At 55.0% G+C, this 14,116-nt stretch carries 8 protein-coding genes and 1 pseudogene; 2 read left to right on the top strand and 7 right to left on the bottom strand.

The genetic code is table 11. The features are described 5' to 3' along the window. Positions 1 to 214 precede the first annotated feature (214 nt). A complete protein-coding gene (locus VAE55_RS12000; protein ID WP_322816018.1) occupies positions 215 to 2,251 on the top strand; it encodes a hypothetical protein in 2,037 nt (678 codons plus the stop codon). Between the two features lie 455 nt (positions 2,252 to 2,706). Here VAE55_RS12000 and VAE55_RS12005 read toward each other — a convergent pair whose 3' ends face one another. After that, the gene (locus tag VAE55_RS12005; protein ID WP_322816019.1) at positions 2,707 to 3,513 is read right to left on the bottom strand and encodes a hypothetical protein; all 807 of its coding nucleotides are present in this window, start codon (positions 3,511 to 3,513) and stop codon (positions 2,707 to 2,709) included. Between the two features lie 92 nt (positions 3,514 to 3,605). Next, entirely contained in the window at positions 3,606 to 5,891 is a 2,286-nt protein-coding gene (locus tag VAE55_RS12010; RefSeq protein ID WP_322816020.1) for a hypothetical protein, read from the bottom strand. A gap of 218 nt (positions 5,892 to 6,109) precedes the next feature. Here VAE55_RS12010 and VAE55_RS12015 point away from each other — a divergent pair, with 218 nt between their 5' ends. Then, positions 6,110 to 7,573, top strand: a complete 1,464-nt coding sequence (locus tag VAE55_RS12015; RefSeq protein WP_322816021.1) for a LuxR C-terminal-related transcriptional regulator — start codon at positions 6,110 to 6,112, stop codon at positions 7,571 to 7,573. Between the two features lie 105 nt (positions 7,574 to 7,678). Here VAE55_RS12015 and VAE55_RS12020 read toward each other — a convergent pair whose 3' ends face one another. The 5 genes and pseudogenes from VAE55_RS12020 to VAE55_RS12040 all read right to left on the bottom strand — a co-directional run bounded on the left by VAE55_RS12020 (position 7,679) and on the right by VAE55_RS12040 (position 13,875). Further along, a complete protein-coding gene (locus tag VAE55_RS12020; protein WP_322816022.1) occupies positions 7,679 to 8,932 on the bottom strand; it encodes a glycosyltransferase in 1,254 nt (417 codons plus the stop codon). 18 nt (positions 8,933 to 8,950) lie between these two features. Continuing rightward, a complete protein-coding gene (locus tag VAE55_RS12025) occupies positions 8,951 to 10,108 on the bottom strand; it encodes a glycosyltransferase (RefSeq protein WP_322816023.1) in 1,158 nt (385 codons plus the stop codon). Next, positions 10,108 to 12,126: a hypothetical protein gene (locus VAE55_RS12030; RefSeq protein WP_322816024.1), complete on the bottom strand. Its 2,019-nt coding sequence runs from the start codon at positions 12,124 to 12,126 to the stop codon at positions 10,108 to 10,110. The genes VAE55_RS12025 and VAE55_RS12030 overlap by 1 nt, the downstream gene beginning before the upstream one ends. Before the next feature lie 251 nt (positions 12,127 to 12,377). Further along, a pseudogene (locus VAE55_RS12035) lies at positions 12,378 to 13,175 on the bottom strand (restriction endonuclease); the annotation flags it as partial. Between the two features lie 130 nt (positions 13,176 to 13,305). After that, on the bottom strand, positions 13,306 to 13,875 hold the full coding sequence (locus VAE55_RS12040; RefSeq protein WP_322816026.1) for a winged helix-turn-helix domain-containing protein: 570 nt from the start codon (positions 13,873 to 13,875) through the stop codon (positions 13,306 to 13,308). Positions 13,876 to 14,116: the final 241 nt, after the last annotated feature.

A 14,116-nucleotide genomic window follows, 5' to 3' on the forward strand; every position in this document is an offset into this window, starting at 1 on the left:
TGCTGATGAACTATCCGCGTTTATCAGCCCAATCCGCGTCTATCCGTGTCCCGTGTGTGATGACCACGGATACTCGCGGATGCGGCGGATACACACGGATGACCTCATACCCGGTGGTATGGTGTCTGTGTTACTATTTTGAAGGACGGAATCCAGGTTTCCGCGTGTAGTACGATCTGATTCGAGCCAGCCACATCGTTCACCAGGAACAGCTATGCGGATAAGTATCACCTCACCGGCCAGCCTGCTTGCCCGCTGTTCTACCGGTCAACTCTGGTTGATTGGTATGTTGATAGCAGCGCTGGTGGCAGGCTTTGTTCCAGCCGCCAGGGTAATACTAGCAACCGGCTTCTGGTTGATAGTACCGGGGTATCTGCTCGAACGTCGGATGCCCGGAGAACGTCCGCACTGGTTTCTGCGTATTGCTATCTGGAATGGCCTGGGTTTGAGCCTTGTGCCGCTGCTCTATCTGTGGGTGACGGTAGTCGGGTTGGCGATACCGTTAGGGCTGCTGATAAGTGTGGCGATCCTGCTGGCCGTTGTTGCGCTGTACGATGCCTGGCGTGATCTGGCCCCGGTTCAGGTGCGATCATCGGTAATAGGCTGGTTGTTGCTGAGTGTACTGGCGATCAGTGCCTGGTTGCGGGCGGTGCAGATTGCCGATCTGGCATTTCCGGCCTGGGTCGACTCGGTACATCATGCCCTGATGGTGCGGGTTGCTGCCGAAACCGGACGGGTACCCTGGGCACTGACCCCATATCTACCGGTCACCGACATGCCATATCACTGGGGCTACCACGTGCTGATCGCGGCAGCCTGGCATCTCGGCGGGAGTGACCTGCCGGCAATGATCTTGTGGAGCGGGCAATTACTCAACTGGTTACAAGGGTTATCTGCTGCGGCACTGGCGCTCCTGGTCTGGCGGCGACCGCTGGCAGCAGTGATTGCTGCCGCAATCGTGGGCTGTATTTCGTGGATGCCGGCATACTACGTCTCGTGGGGTCGGTATACACAGTTAAGTGGGTTATTACAGATTGTCGCGCTGGCAATATGCTGGCAGCAATGGTTAGACGCAGAACCGCGTCGTGAACGTCTAGGCTGGCTTTTTCTGAACATGTTAATCATCACCGGGTTATGCCTGGTGCATATGCGCATGTTTGTGTTTGGCGGTGCGCTCATTGCTGTGCAGAGCACTGTCTGGGCATTACACCAGACACGCCCGGCAATCGTTAGCCGGCTGGTCGAGGCGATGGGAGCCGGCCTGGTAGCACTGATCCTTGCCGGGCCATGGTGGTTCGTACTGGTGCGGCAGATCTTGCTACCGGCAGCAACCGGTGCGCGTAGTCTGACGAGTGGTGGTTCGTATGTTCAACTGAGCGACAGTCTGATGTGGATCGGACCGAACGAGTGGCTGGTCGCGCTAGCGTTATTTGGTGGCTCCATAGGAGTGTTTTATCGGCAACGGGCTGTTGCGGTGATGGTGCTTTGGGTAGGAGTGCTGGTTGTGTTGTCAAACCCCTGGTTGATCAGTTATCTGGCGCCGCCCATCGGTCTGGTGTTAATCTTGTACGCCGTTATGCAGCACGTATGGTTTGTGGGTGGCATCGGGATGCTGTTGCTGGCCATAAACCCCTTGACGGTACGCCTGCCCTTTCTCTGGCTACTGCCGGTTGACATTACAGCGATCAGCCTGTTTTTACCAATCAGCAATCTCATCGGTGGTAGCGTTGCCCTGATCTGGCCGCAGCGTCGTTGGACGCAGATGGCAGCTATCGCGCTGCTGCTGGGGTGTACGCTGTGGGGAGCGTATCAACAACGCACGATTGTGAACCCGGTGACAGTCCTGGCAACCGCAGCCGATCGGGTTGCCCTGGACTGGATCGCCGAACAGACACCTCCCACAGCCCGATTTTTGATCAACGCTGCGCTCTGGTTGCCCGGTGTGGCACGGGGAACGGATGGGGGGTGGTGGATCTTGCCCCTCACCGGACGCTGGACGAGTACACCACCGGTACTCTTCGTCTACGGTGTAGCGGAGGATGTCCAGACCACACAACAACGCAGTCAGCACATCATCGACCTCGGTAACGGGCAAGCGGTTGATATAGCGAGTCTGATAGCTGCCGAGCGGATTGATTATATCTACACCTCACCAAAGGGACCATTGCGTCCTGAACTGTTTGCCGGACAGCCGGGTTATGAAACGGTTTTTGCCCATGATGGTATTGTTATTTATCGAGTAATCCGATGATCAGATGCCATGTGAGGGTAAGCGAGCAATCCGGCAAGGAATATACTTCCGAGTGATTGTCGCTTCTCTCCTGTCATGCAAGACACGGTGTTGCGGCTGGAGTAGAGCGAATTGAGAGTCCGTCTTCGCGATGGGATAATATCAAATCTGAAACATACAAAATGTATGGTACGCGATCCCGGACGTACCCTTTCTCCCCTCGTTTACCACATCCCTCGTATGGCAGGGTGAACCGGCACATGCACCCGTTCGTAGGGCGGGTTCTGAACCACGACAACGACGCATTGTGATTGAGGATATACTCAAGATCGCAGGGGCGGGCTACGTAGGGGCGGGTTCCAAACCCGCCCCTACGAACCCATCCGTCTATTTTCTCTCTTCTCCACTCTATTTTCTCTCTTCTATCACCCTATTTTCTCCCTCCTCCACCCTATTTTCTCCCTCCTCCTGACAATTCAACGCAACGCTGCGCTCCACCATTCAGGCTCCAAAAACATGACCAGCAGATAGACCACCAGCCCAATTAGCCAGAGCGTATCGAAGCGTTGCCAGCGACGAGGCAGAGAGCGAGCAAGAAAACTGGTCAGACCAAAGATCAGCCATCCCACAAGACCGCTACCGGCCAGATAAGGTTGGTGTAGTGGTACAGTTCGCTCGATAACGCCGTGAGTGATCTGGAGCAGCATATCCAGGTTATCTGCAATCGGCCCATCGAGCGGGAAGGCTGGTGCTAACGGTGCGACCAGGGCAGTCAATGGGTTGAAGGCAGCGATCACCCGTGCCGAAGCAGGAGGGACAGCGTTAGTGGCAATCAGCAGGATTGGCACGATCAACCAGGCCAGAATCGTACCGTATGTCGCAACCAAACCTGCCGGTGGTGTTCGGGCCAGGGTAAGCCAACAGATACATATCGTACAAAGCAGGAGACTCGTTACTACGATCACGATCAGCACCCAGATCATCTCGGCCAGACTCAGACTCCCAAATAGAGGCAAGATGCTGAGGAAAGGCACGGCAATAACGATGATGATCAACATCATTCCCCACAACGCCAGTATGCGAGCCAGCAGTTGCACTGGTGATATGGGTGTCGATTGCGCAAATATTGGATACAGGCGTAATGCAAGTGATGGGGTGATCGCGAGCAACCAACCCTGTAAAACCAGACAGAGACTGGTAGCAAGGAGACGACCAACTTGCGCGTTGCGTAGGGGTAACTCGATGTTGACGCCGATATTCGCGAGCTGGATAGATCCGAGCATGGTCAGCCACATCGCGAATACGGTAACGGTCGCATATATACCCACCCGCCGACTTTGAACGAGTTGCAGCCATGCTGTCTGGAATGCTGCTATCACGGCACAACTCCCTGCACCCCACCGGTGACAATAATGCACGTTGGTTGATCGAAAGAATTGCTGAAACGTAAGCGCAATTCACCATTGCGCAGGTAGGCAGCCGCCGACGCGATAGTAAAACGAGTCGGATCGGTAGCCGTTACTGGACTCCAGTTCGCAGTCTGCCAGTTATAAGCCTGAATGACAAGTTGGCGATCTGTAAGTGGGTCAATCGTTTTCACTTGCACCTGAATCGTTTCTGCCTGTAATTGAGCCAGATCGGCGGGTAGCCGAAGATGTACGTCACCGGTAGCATTGCTCATCAGGATGCCATTATCATTCGCACAACCGGTTGCTTGTGTGTTCTGTGGATCAATCCGCAGCCAGCCCACGGGCAAAGTCAACTGTCCCTGACCGACAATACGGGGGCGCATCACCAGTAAAGTTTCACTCCAACCATCGGATCTGGTTAATGTGGTCGGATCGCGTTCGAGCCACGCGATGAGAAAAGGTCCTGGGTCAAACCGTTCCGACACCGGTCTGACTGCTGCATCGATGAATGTTGTTCGCAGAAGGGCAAGCTGTTCGATGTTGCGATTCGGTAGCAACCCGTTTTCGCGTAAATCATTGACAATAAGCTGTCCGGGGGCAGCGTTTACCGGTGCTTCGGCGAAAACGGCCGGCCAACGGGCTACCGAACGGGCACCAGGCCGCAGAGTACCGAAGAAGATTAATTGGTCTCCATACATAATGTAGGTTTCGCGCAGCGTCACTGAACTGTCGTTTTGCAGATCGACTCGTAAGCGCTCTTGATCAATGACCAGCGCTGCCTGAATTGGCAGCGCTGGAATCACCATGGATACCAGCAGGCTTTGCCGTTCCCACGGTGCCAGTTGCACCGCAATCTGCGTTGTCTCCTGAAACAGGGGATTATTCAGTACCATTGCATCACCGTTGGGGTCAGCGTCGGTACTCAGTGGTCGCAGAAAAGCCGGACTTGTAAATGATACCGTCTCAGTCCGTGGCATTGCCGATAGCATCACCAGCGCACTATTGGCAAGCGCCTGTCGATTGTCAATTTGTTTGATCAGGGTCAGGCGTAACGATGTATAGGCCGGCGCAGCGTTGGCATTGGCCCACCAGAGACCACTCCCACTGCTAATGATCGCTACTAGAAACAGGATTGTCACCGGCAGAACGCGGTGACGCCACCACCATATGCCGACCAGGAATGGGATGACAACCAGAGCGTAAATGGTGAGGGCCAGGAAAATCTGACCGAAAACCGGGATGTCAATAGCCGGCAGAATACTTAATGCCGGACGCAACGCCTCAACCTGGCGGCTGGTAAGCTGAGCACTACTGCCAATGGTTGTTTGGGCCAGCAGTACCGGTTGGGCTAAGGCCGACCAGAATAGGTCACGTCCGGCCCAGGTGTTCAGGCTATCTGGCGAAAATGCAAGTTGGGTGATCCGTCCGTGACCGACCGGATATTCGATCCAGGGTGGTGCTGTCGGATTGCCAATCGTGTAGGCACCATTAACCGGTTGTAGCTTGAGACCGATCAAGGGGTTGGGCAGTTCCACTTCGGCAAGATCGGCTAGTGGTTGCCGATCAAGTGCGGTCACTCCGGCAATCTGTGCCGCCTGCAATGTCGATGGTAGATTGGTTTGTAGCGTAATGGCATCCGGACCACCACCGATAATAAGGTGACCACCATTGTGTACCCATCCTAGCAATGCCGACTGTTGCGAGGGTGACAACGGTTCACTCAATGTAAAAAGAGCCAATACACTGAGATTACTCAGACCGAGTACGTGATCAGGAAGATCTGCTACTTGCAGGCTACCGGTAACAAAAAGGTCGTTACTGACCGGTGATTCGCCTAGCACAGCCCGCATCCGATTAGTTGGACGTAAGAGAAGCGGTAGCTCTTGCTGAGCCAGGATTACATTATTGGCAGACACTGTAATGGTGACAGCACGAGCCGGTTGACGGATCCAGATGTAAAGCCAGATTGTTTCCTGTCCACCGGTTGGGATGCGGATAACACGAGCGTATTGCGCCCGATCGTCTGTCGGGCTACCGGTGATGGTTGCTGTAATCGTAGTACCGGCGTTGCGCAGGGTTACTCGTACCGGTAACCATTCACCCACGACGTACTGACCGGCGAATGGCGTAAATACTTCAAGTGAAAGACCTGATTGGGCATAGGTTGGAGATGACCAGACCCACTGAATTATGTGCAAACTCAGTGTGGCATACAAGACGAGGATAGCAAGTCGCAATCGGCGTATCATCATAGACGATGCTTAAGAGGTTGGGATGACTACGTGTATTATACGGGAAGCTCTTGTTCACTGTCACATGTCATCTGTATCATAAGCGCAAGTAATCAATGATGGCTTGTGTGTAGGATGAGAGGTGTCATATTCATCTTTCGGGTGTCTGACCTTTACATAGCGCTTTCAGGTATGTGTTATGATCAACGTGAAGTAGTTACGTTCTGGTATGTCGCCATATGACGAATGAATCTCAGATCAGTGAGCGTGAGCGCGAGATCCTCCGTCTCGTTGCCACGGGTGCCACAAATCAGCAGATTGCGATTGCGTTGAACATTAGCGTCAACACGGTCAAAGTTCATCTGCGCAATATCTTCGCGAAGATCGGTGTTGAATCGCGCACCGAGGCAACCGTTTATGCCATTCGCAATGGGATTGTGACCGTTAGCGAGACCAACCAGACTGCTGTCGACGAAGCGGAGGTTGCAAAAGCAACCGCACAAAGTGATGAGTTAACGGCGGTAACTGCTCCCACCGTATCTGATGCGGCAGCGCCGATTGTTGAGTCGACTGAACCGCTCGCTCTCAATACCGAACCGCCAACTACGCCAGAACCGGCAGACATTGCACCTTCAACCCCGGTTAAGGAGCCTGTCACTATCACCGCATCCTCGCCTGCATCACCTGTAACAAAGACGACTTTGGCACAATTGCTCCCGTGGCTGATTGGTGGGATTGTCGTTATCGTTATTGCGGTAGCAATCCTGGTCATCAATGCACGAGTCGGCACGATGCCGGTGACCGCTGCGCCAACCTCGTCACCGATCAGCGATGCTCAGCAGCGCTGGTTTCTGCGTCAGCCGTTGAACGAACCTCGCGATCACTTCGCGCTGACCGGCTACGATCTTGAACGCAGATTGTACGTCATTGGTGGACAGCGCAACGGCGTTGTCAGTGCTGCCGTTGATCGCTACGATCCTGAGATTGACCGTTGGGTGCGATTGACCGATAAGCCTACCGCTGTGAGTTATGCGCGAGCCGTTACGCTACGTGGCCTGATTTACGTGCCGGGAGGCGAGGATAGTAATGGTACCGTCCTTGATCGGCTCGAGATCTACAATCCCCGTGAACAAAACTGGTACTCTGGGCCTCCCTTGCCGGCTCCGCGCAGTCGCTATGCACTCACGGCCTGGGAAGGCCAGCTCTATTTGATTGGTGGATGGGACGGTACCACAATACGAAGCGAGGTCTTTATCTACGATCCGGTTCGTGAGCGTTGGGAGATGGCACCCGCACTGCCGCAACCCCGGCGTGATGCGGGGGTTGCGGTTGCTGCTGGCCGCCTCTTTGTTATTGGTGGCGAGGGTGAACAGGGGCCGCTGCGCGATAGCCATCGTCTCGAACCGGGAAATGACCCGAATCGCCGCTGGGTGGCAGTAGCTCCACTACCACAAGCGATTGGTCATCCCGCAGTGGTTGGGCTGGTTAGTACGCTGCTGATCTTCGATAGCGAGCGGCGTGAGGGGTTGACTTACGACATTGTAGCTGATGTCTGGAACCGTACTCCGCTGCCGGCGGAAGCGAATATCTCTGCCGATGCTGTCCTCCTCGACACCAACATCTATTTCATCGGGGATAGTCGTTCTCAGGGTATATTGAGCGAGTATCGTGCCCTGTACATGATCTTTATTCCGGGCCAGTAGTAAGTTGGTGCAGCATTCGCTGCACCGTTCACTTTCATCCCAACGATAGTGATGGAGAGCAGAGTAACAAACCTGATATAAGCGTAGGCATAGAATCTGTTCTGACTACGAGGGGTACGACACTAACTCATAAATCGTTGCCCAACGCTTTGATAGCAACTCCCAGTCATACTGCTTCGCCTGCACCTGAGCTGCGGCGGCCATTGCTGTCAGGCGTACCGGGTCGGCTAGTAGTTCTGTAATGCCTGTGGCCAGTGCTGTGGCATCACCAGGCGGTACCACGATCCCGGCTGTACCGTACCCCAGAATTTCGGCGCGATCTCCAACATCGCCGGTCACCACCGGCACACCCAAAGCCAGACTTTCCGCGATCTTGAGTGGCCAGCGAGCACGTGCTACGGTATCATCGTAAACTGGATCAACACTGAGATCGGCTAATGCCAGTAAAGCGCGTACCGTCTGATGTGAAACATGACCGGTAAAAAGAACCTGTTTGTGCCAGGGTTGTTGTGATACATAGTGTTGGATAACCGGCAAATCCTCACCGCCACCGATGATCAGTAATCGTGCCGTTGGATACTGGACGACGATCTGAGCGAATGCCTGCAATAGAAGATCAACTGGATGGTTGTGGAGAGCTATGGTTCCTGCATAAGCAATCACCGGCCCTGCGGGTAGTCTCAAAGCCTGCCTGAGCGCTGTGCGGATCGGTTGTGGTGGCGGGGAAAAGTCACGGGTTACACCGTTGGGCACAATGACGTAGGGGCGTTGCAGTCGGGCCATTTGATCTGCCAGATAGCGGGTATTGACGGTAATGCCAGCGGCTAGGCGCGGTAACAGCCACTGCCAAAAAGCAAAGACGGCCCGTTGCCAGCGTGCCGTAAAGCGGTTGGCCGTTACCTCGTCATCGTCGCAATCGACAAGAAATGGCTGTCGCCGCCAGAGATATACTGCAAGCATTGCCGCCATACCGTTGATCGGTTGTGGTTTTCCCAGATGATACCACTCTGCCGGCGAGCACAGCACCCCCCACATCATGCCAAGTGTTGATGAGAGCAGCACAAAGAGTAGTTCAAGGGGAGTAAATCGTACCGGTGTGCTACCGACCTTGCGTGCGTGCATCTGTCCGACATACCAGACCTCAACACCATCAATGACAAACCGGCGTTGGGAACAACTGGCGAGATCAGGATGGAGGGCCAGGATGCGCACCTGAAACCCTTGCTGAACCAGACCGTGCGCAATGTTGAGATAACGCCTCCCGGAAGGACGCTCGATGCCCATTGGTAAGAGAAAAACGATCCGCCGTTTGGCAGGCAATTTCCCCTGTTGCTGACGGATATATGCGAATATATTCATATATTCTGCAAGAAACATCTATCTTTGGTTCAGTTCGTGTGCCAGATCGGTAATGATTGACACCAACCGTGACCAGGACTCGGCCCGTTCGGTAGCTGAAGCCTGTACATTAGCCGTGAGGCACGGTGCCAGATTATCTTGAAAATAGTGCACAATGGCCTGGGCGAGGGCATGTGCATCCTGTGGCGGCACAATCAGGCCGGTAACTCCATCTTGCACAACTTCTGGTAGTCCACCAACATTGGTCGTAATCACCGGTTTGCCAAAACCAAACGCAAGCTGGACAACCGCACTTTGGGTGGCCGAGACGTAAGGTAAAACAACAACATCGGCCGTACTGAAAATTGCCGGCAGTTCTTCGTTTGATACATAGCGATCAACGAATGTTATTGCCTCAGTCACCCCAAACTCGGCTGCGTAGCGCTGATAGTATGCCGGCGATCCCCAGATTTCACCCACGACAAGTAAATGAACATCGAGCTGTTGCCGAACCTCAGCCAGAGCTTGAATCAGATATTCCAACCCTTTGTATGGGCGAACAAATCCAAAAAAGAGTAATATTCGACGTCGATCAGGCACCTGCCACTGGTGGCGCAGTGCGGCATTGACAGCAGAGGCTGCATTAGTCAAGATCGGCTCATACGTGGGCAGAAATGCCTTCACAATCCGGGCATGAGGGAGCAAGGCCCGCGCCCGGTAGCGATCTGGTTCACTGTGTACGATGAGGGCATCGGCCCGGCGCAGCACCGTCATCGCTAACCGCCGATCAATCACTCCGCCGCCGTCGTGTGGTAATACGTTGTGACAGATCATGGCAATCTTCGTTGCCGGTGGCCGTTTAAGCAGACTCGAAATAACGGTCAGGCTGGGCGTCCAGTACGGAACCCACCACTGTAGCAAAAGGAGATCGGGTTGATCGGCTCGCACCCGGCGCACCAAACGCCACCAGGTAAAGGGATTTATCGGATCAAGCAAGTACTCGCACTCAACCCGTAGCGGTGCGGCGCTTGGATCGCGGTCGCTTCGACCCGGAAAGAGCCAGGTCGGGTATTGGCGGGTGAAGGAGTAGAAAAATGTGGTATGCCCTGTCGCTCGGAGGTAGTGAACTAACATGGTGCTGTAATGGGCAATACCACCGCGAAAGGGATATGTTGGTCCCACAACTGCAATACGCACTAGCGAATCCTCCAAATGCTTACTCCGCCCTGACGGTAGATAACCTCATAATAGGGAGATTGATCGATCTGTCCCGGATTGAGGTATTCGTTCGCCGGATTGGCGGCTGGTCCATTGTAGAGAAACGTGAAACCGTTCGCACGGAGTGCAGTTGCAGCTTCCGCGCTACCAATTGGGTGTTGTTGGATCGACTGGTTTAGTTGGGCGATATTCCGTAGGGTATCGGGCGGATCGACGGCTTCAAACCCTACCGCCATCGGCAACAGATTGGTGCGACGACCGGTGAGAAAACTCAACCACCAACCGCCATCATTTCCGGCATAGACATACCCACCAAAAGCCGGGAAGCCATTCACATAAATTGCCGCATCCTCCGGCAGGTTGGTTTTAATCCACTGCGCTGCCGCCAGATCAGCCGGTGTTGCCAGTTGGTATGCCGGATCAAGGATGGTTGCCTGCATGTGTGTGCCCCAACCGAGGATTGCCAGACCTGTGATAAGCTGCGCAGTTATGATTGTACCAACGTTGTGCTGCCAGTTCGCCGGCAATACCAGTGCCAGACTACGCATCAGGATAAACCAACCGGCACCGGCAGCCGGAGCGATTGCCAGGTATGCGCCGATTAAGACGGTGAATGCCGTAATCATCCCCTGCCCGTTCAGCCCAAGCAGTTGTGGGTTGGCTACCAGCCATGCCAGGACGGCCCATACTGCCAGGACGATGCCACTACTCTGCCGACGCCAGAGCAGACTTGCCAGTCCCAGTGTGGCGAATGGAAAGAGGCCAGCATGAAATGCAGCGCCAATCGTCTCGAGTGCGATAGGGTTACTGGTTTCAGCACTTGTATTGAGGAGTGCGGAAGCCATGCGCGTGATCTGGCCTTGCTGTACACGCCATAGCCAGGGAGAGGCCAGCAACACCGCTCCCAGCGCACCAATTGCACCCACAGCACCCAGACGGAGCAATATCTGCCATCGCAGCGGGGTTCGCAATCCAACGCCGACAATGGTGTAGGCGATAACGAAGCAGATTGCCAGCACCGCTACGCGATAATGACTCAGGGCCAGCCCGACATTTGTTAGCCAGACCAGGAACAATGGATTGCGCAGGTCGTGCCACGAACGATGTGGCTGCAATGCCCGGTCAACCAACGTCATCCAGGCGATGGCCGCTGCCGGCAAGACCGTCTGCCCGGCCAGTTGGGTGTAGCGTCCCCAATTGACATAATATGCCGGATAAAAACTGAGGAAGCCAACGACCAGTGCAGCCCATACACCGGTCAGTCGTGAATGGGTCAGACGGGCCGTCAATAGATACAGCAATGGCACCGCCAGACCGTTCATCACCTGCCCCACCAGAATAACCCCCTGGGCGGCTGAGATGCCGGTGAGCCAGTGCCACCATGCGGCCATGGCGTGAAAGGCATAGTGGTAAGTAAAGGTTATCGCCGGTGCGTATGGTTGCCACGAGTGAAACAGGCCACCGTGATCAATGAATAGCTGGGTGATGACAGTGTGATGGTATGAGTCGCCGAATAATCCCACCGGGATCGTGCGCACTATAAAGAGGCGCACGGCCAGAGCAGCGATAGTGAGCGACACCACGATCCATCCGATCAGGTGTCTGTGCGAATACGTTGCTAATCGGTAGGGTTGCGGTGGCCAGAACGCTACAACAGCCAGCACAGCCAGCAGAATCCAGGCCGATCCACTGTGCCAGCGCCAGCCGATTAGCTCACTGAACAGCAGCAGGATTGGCATGACAACGCAACTGAGGCTAGTAGCAAGGGCTAACCGTTCAAACCAGAGAAGTGGTACAGGGTACAGCCAGCGTAATGTGGCCAGTCCAGGGATTGTAAAGAGCAACAAACCACCCACTATGGTCAACGGTACCTGGAGCAATGACTGTGTCATCCACCAGAGCAATCCTGGCGCTGCCATACTGATAACCGCCGCCAACCAGATGATCGGTAACCAGATTTCCAGGCGGGAAAAGGTGTATGTGCGAGTGGTGATCACAAGCTAACTCTATACCCATAGTGCAACGTTGCCAAATGGCGCATTCATTGTAGCACGCCTTAGTGCATAGTTTGCAACGGCTATATTGCAACCGATCGGTGAGCAGAAGAGTGGTGCGTTCTATACGCTGACAGTGATCAATGTGGACGGGAGCTATAGTTCTTCTCCACGTGCCACGCAGCACTGCTCACTGGAGGATCGAACGCCTAGCATCAGCGGCGGCGTGCAGCACCGTCCGCTGCATGCTGTTGTTAGCCCGCAGTCTTATAGGGAGGCGCTTCCTCCCTCGCCACCACGGTGTCGTACAGCCCGTAATGGGTGAGTCCGGGGTGGCTCTCGATGCCCGTGTAGCGGAGCGACGCGTCTTCGTACCGCCGGAACGCGAATACCGCCTGGTTCATCTGCTCGGTGTTGAACACCTTGAGGCGCACCAGCAGGTGGAAATCCTTTACCGTTAGGCCCGTCACGGCCAGGAACAAGCCCGGCTCCAGCTTGGTGATCACGTCTTGCAGCGTGTTCTCGCGAAAGTCGGTCAGGTACATAAACGCGGGAATCCGCGTCGCGAACTTGATCAGCTTCTCCTGCACCAGCTTACGCTTAGTCTTGAACTCCTTTTCCTCGTCCGTGAGCGCTTTCTTCTCACTCTTGGAGATCCCCTCTTCCTTCGCCTTTTTCTTCAGTTCTTTGATCTTCTCGCTCTTGTTGATGATGGTCTCGAGGATGTTGTCGCCCAGGCTGCGCCAGCCCTCGATGCGCTCTACGGCGGCCATCGCTTCGGGGTTGTCCAGGATGCGGCGCAGGGTCTCGTTGTCCACGTTCACCAACAGGGCACTCTCCCACTTGCGGGCCAGCAGCGTGGCCGAGGTATCCGCCATGGCGATGTAGAGAATGCCGCCCGCGTCAATCTGCACCATCTTAGCGCCGTCGAAGGCCAGCACCGGCAGGAAGGAGACCAGCTCGTTCACCGCCTTTTCCGGGTTGGGCTCGTTGGGCGACAGGCCGATGGCGTACTCGGAAAGCTGGCGCAGGGCGCGGGTGGGCGCAAAGTCGACTTACGCTCTGGCACCCCGTGCACTGTAGACTTTGTCCAGCTCATTCAGGATCGCCTTACTGTAGAAGGTCTTTTTGGATGAATTTGGGTTCTGAGGGTCTAAGTAACGAACAAATGCAAACCGTTCTTTACTTCTTGCTTTCACCTTCTAACCACCGTCGGCCCTGATCGGATATTTCCCACACGCCATGAGGCGAATCGCTCTTCATCAACCCTTCGCGAACGAGCGAATTGCGGCACCACTGAGCGGTGTTTTTCCAGCGGACTGAGCGCGGATCCGACGGCAACGATTTTCGATCGTACTCATTGAGCACGCCCTTCATCTTGATACCAACCTTTTCAAGGACTTCGCCGATGGAGGCCTTACTGCCAAGTTCCACCAGGGCCTCGAGGATCGGTCTTCGGAACGCCTCCTCGGGTGTGCGCAAGCCGCGCTCAAGCCGCCCTTTGGCGGTTCGCGTAGGCTTTGGCTGGCGTACTTTGAGCCCACCGGCCGCAAGACCTGCCCATTCGCGCTGGAGTGCCTTGACTTTCTCCCGGAAATCGGCAAGCCGGGTTGCTTCTTCGATGGCCTGTCGGGCCTTGTCATAATCCCTGGCACGAAAAGCATCAGCCCCCGACTCGTTGAGCAGATTCGCAACGAGTTCGATCTCCTCCAGGAGGATCTCGAATGCCGTATTCACTTCATTCCTTTCCATGAGTAGCTCCTCTTTTTCGTTTTAGGCGGCTCTTCCTGGCATAGGCAGGATATCTCTCGTAGACCGCCTTCAGCAGTGCGTTGTGATCGAGGTCACCGTAGGCCTCGACGAGTGGGGGCGAAGTCGGTGTTTCCTGTTTCATTTCGTACAAGCCTTCGGCACTGGCAGCCTACATCGCAAGACAATGCTTGATACTCATCTTGCCGTGCCCGATTCGCCGTAGGTCAGGGCAAACACCGTA

Source organism: Chloroflexus sp., from assembly GCF_034432675.1.
Classification (GTDB): Bacteria; Chloroflexota; Chloroflexia; order Chloroflexales; family Chloroflexaceae; genus Chloroflexus.

Coding starts and splice junctions, on each gene's coding strand:
- VAE55_RS12020 (WP_322816022.1), bottom strand. CDS start 8,932: ATGAATATATTCGCATATATCCGTCAGCAACAGGGGAAATTGCCTGCC.
- VAE55_RS12040 (WP_322816026.1), bottom strand. CDS start 13,875: ATGGAAAGGAATGAAGTGAATACGGCATTCGAGATCCTCCTGGAGGAG.
- VAE55_RS12000 (WP_322816018.1), top strand. CDS start 215: ATGCGGATAAGTATCACCTCACCGGCCAGCCTGCTTGCCCGCTGTTCT.
- VAE55_RS12010 (WP_322816020.1), bottom strand. CDS start 5,891: ATGATGATACGCCGATTGCGACTTGCTATCCTCGTCTTGTATGCCACA.
- VAE55_RS12015 (WP_322816021.1), top strand. CDS start 6,110: ATGACGAATGAATCTCAGATCAGTGAGCGTGAGCGCGAGATCCTCCGT.
- VAE55_RS12005 (WP_322816019.1), bottom strand. CDS start 3,513: ATGCTCGGATCTATCCAGCTCGCGAATATCGGCGTCAACATCGAGTTA.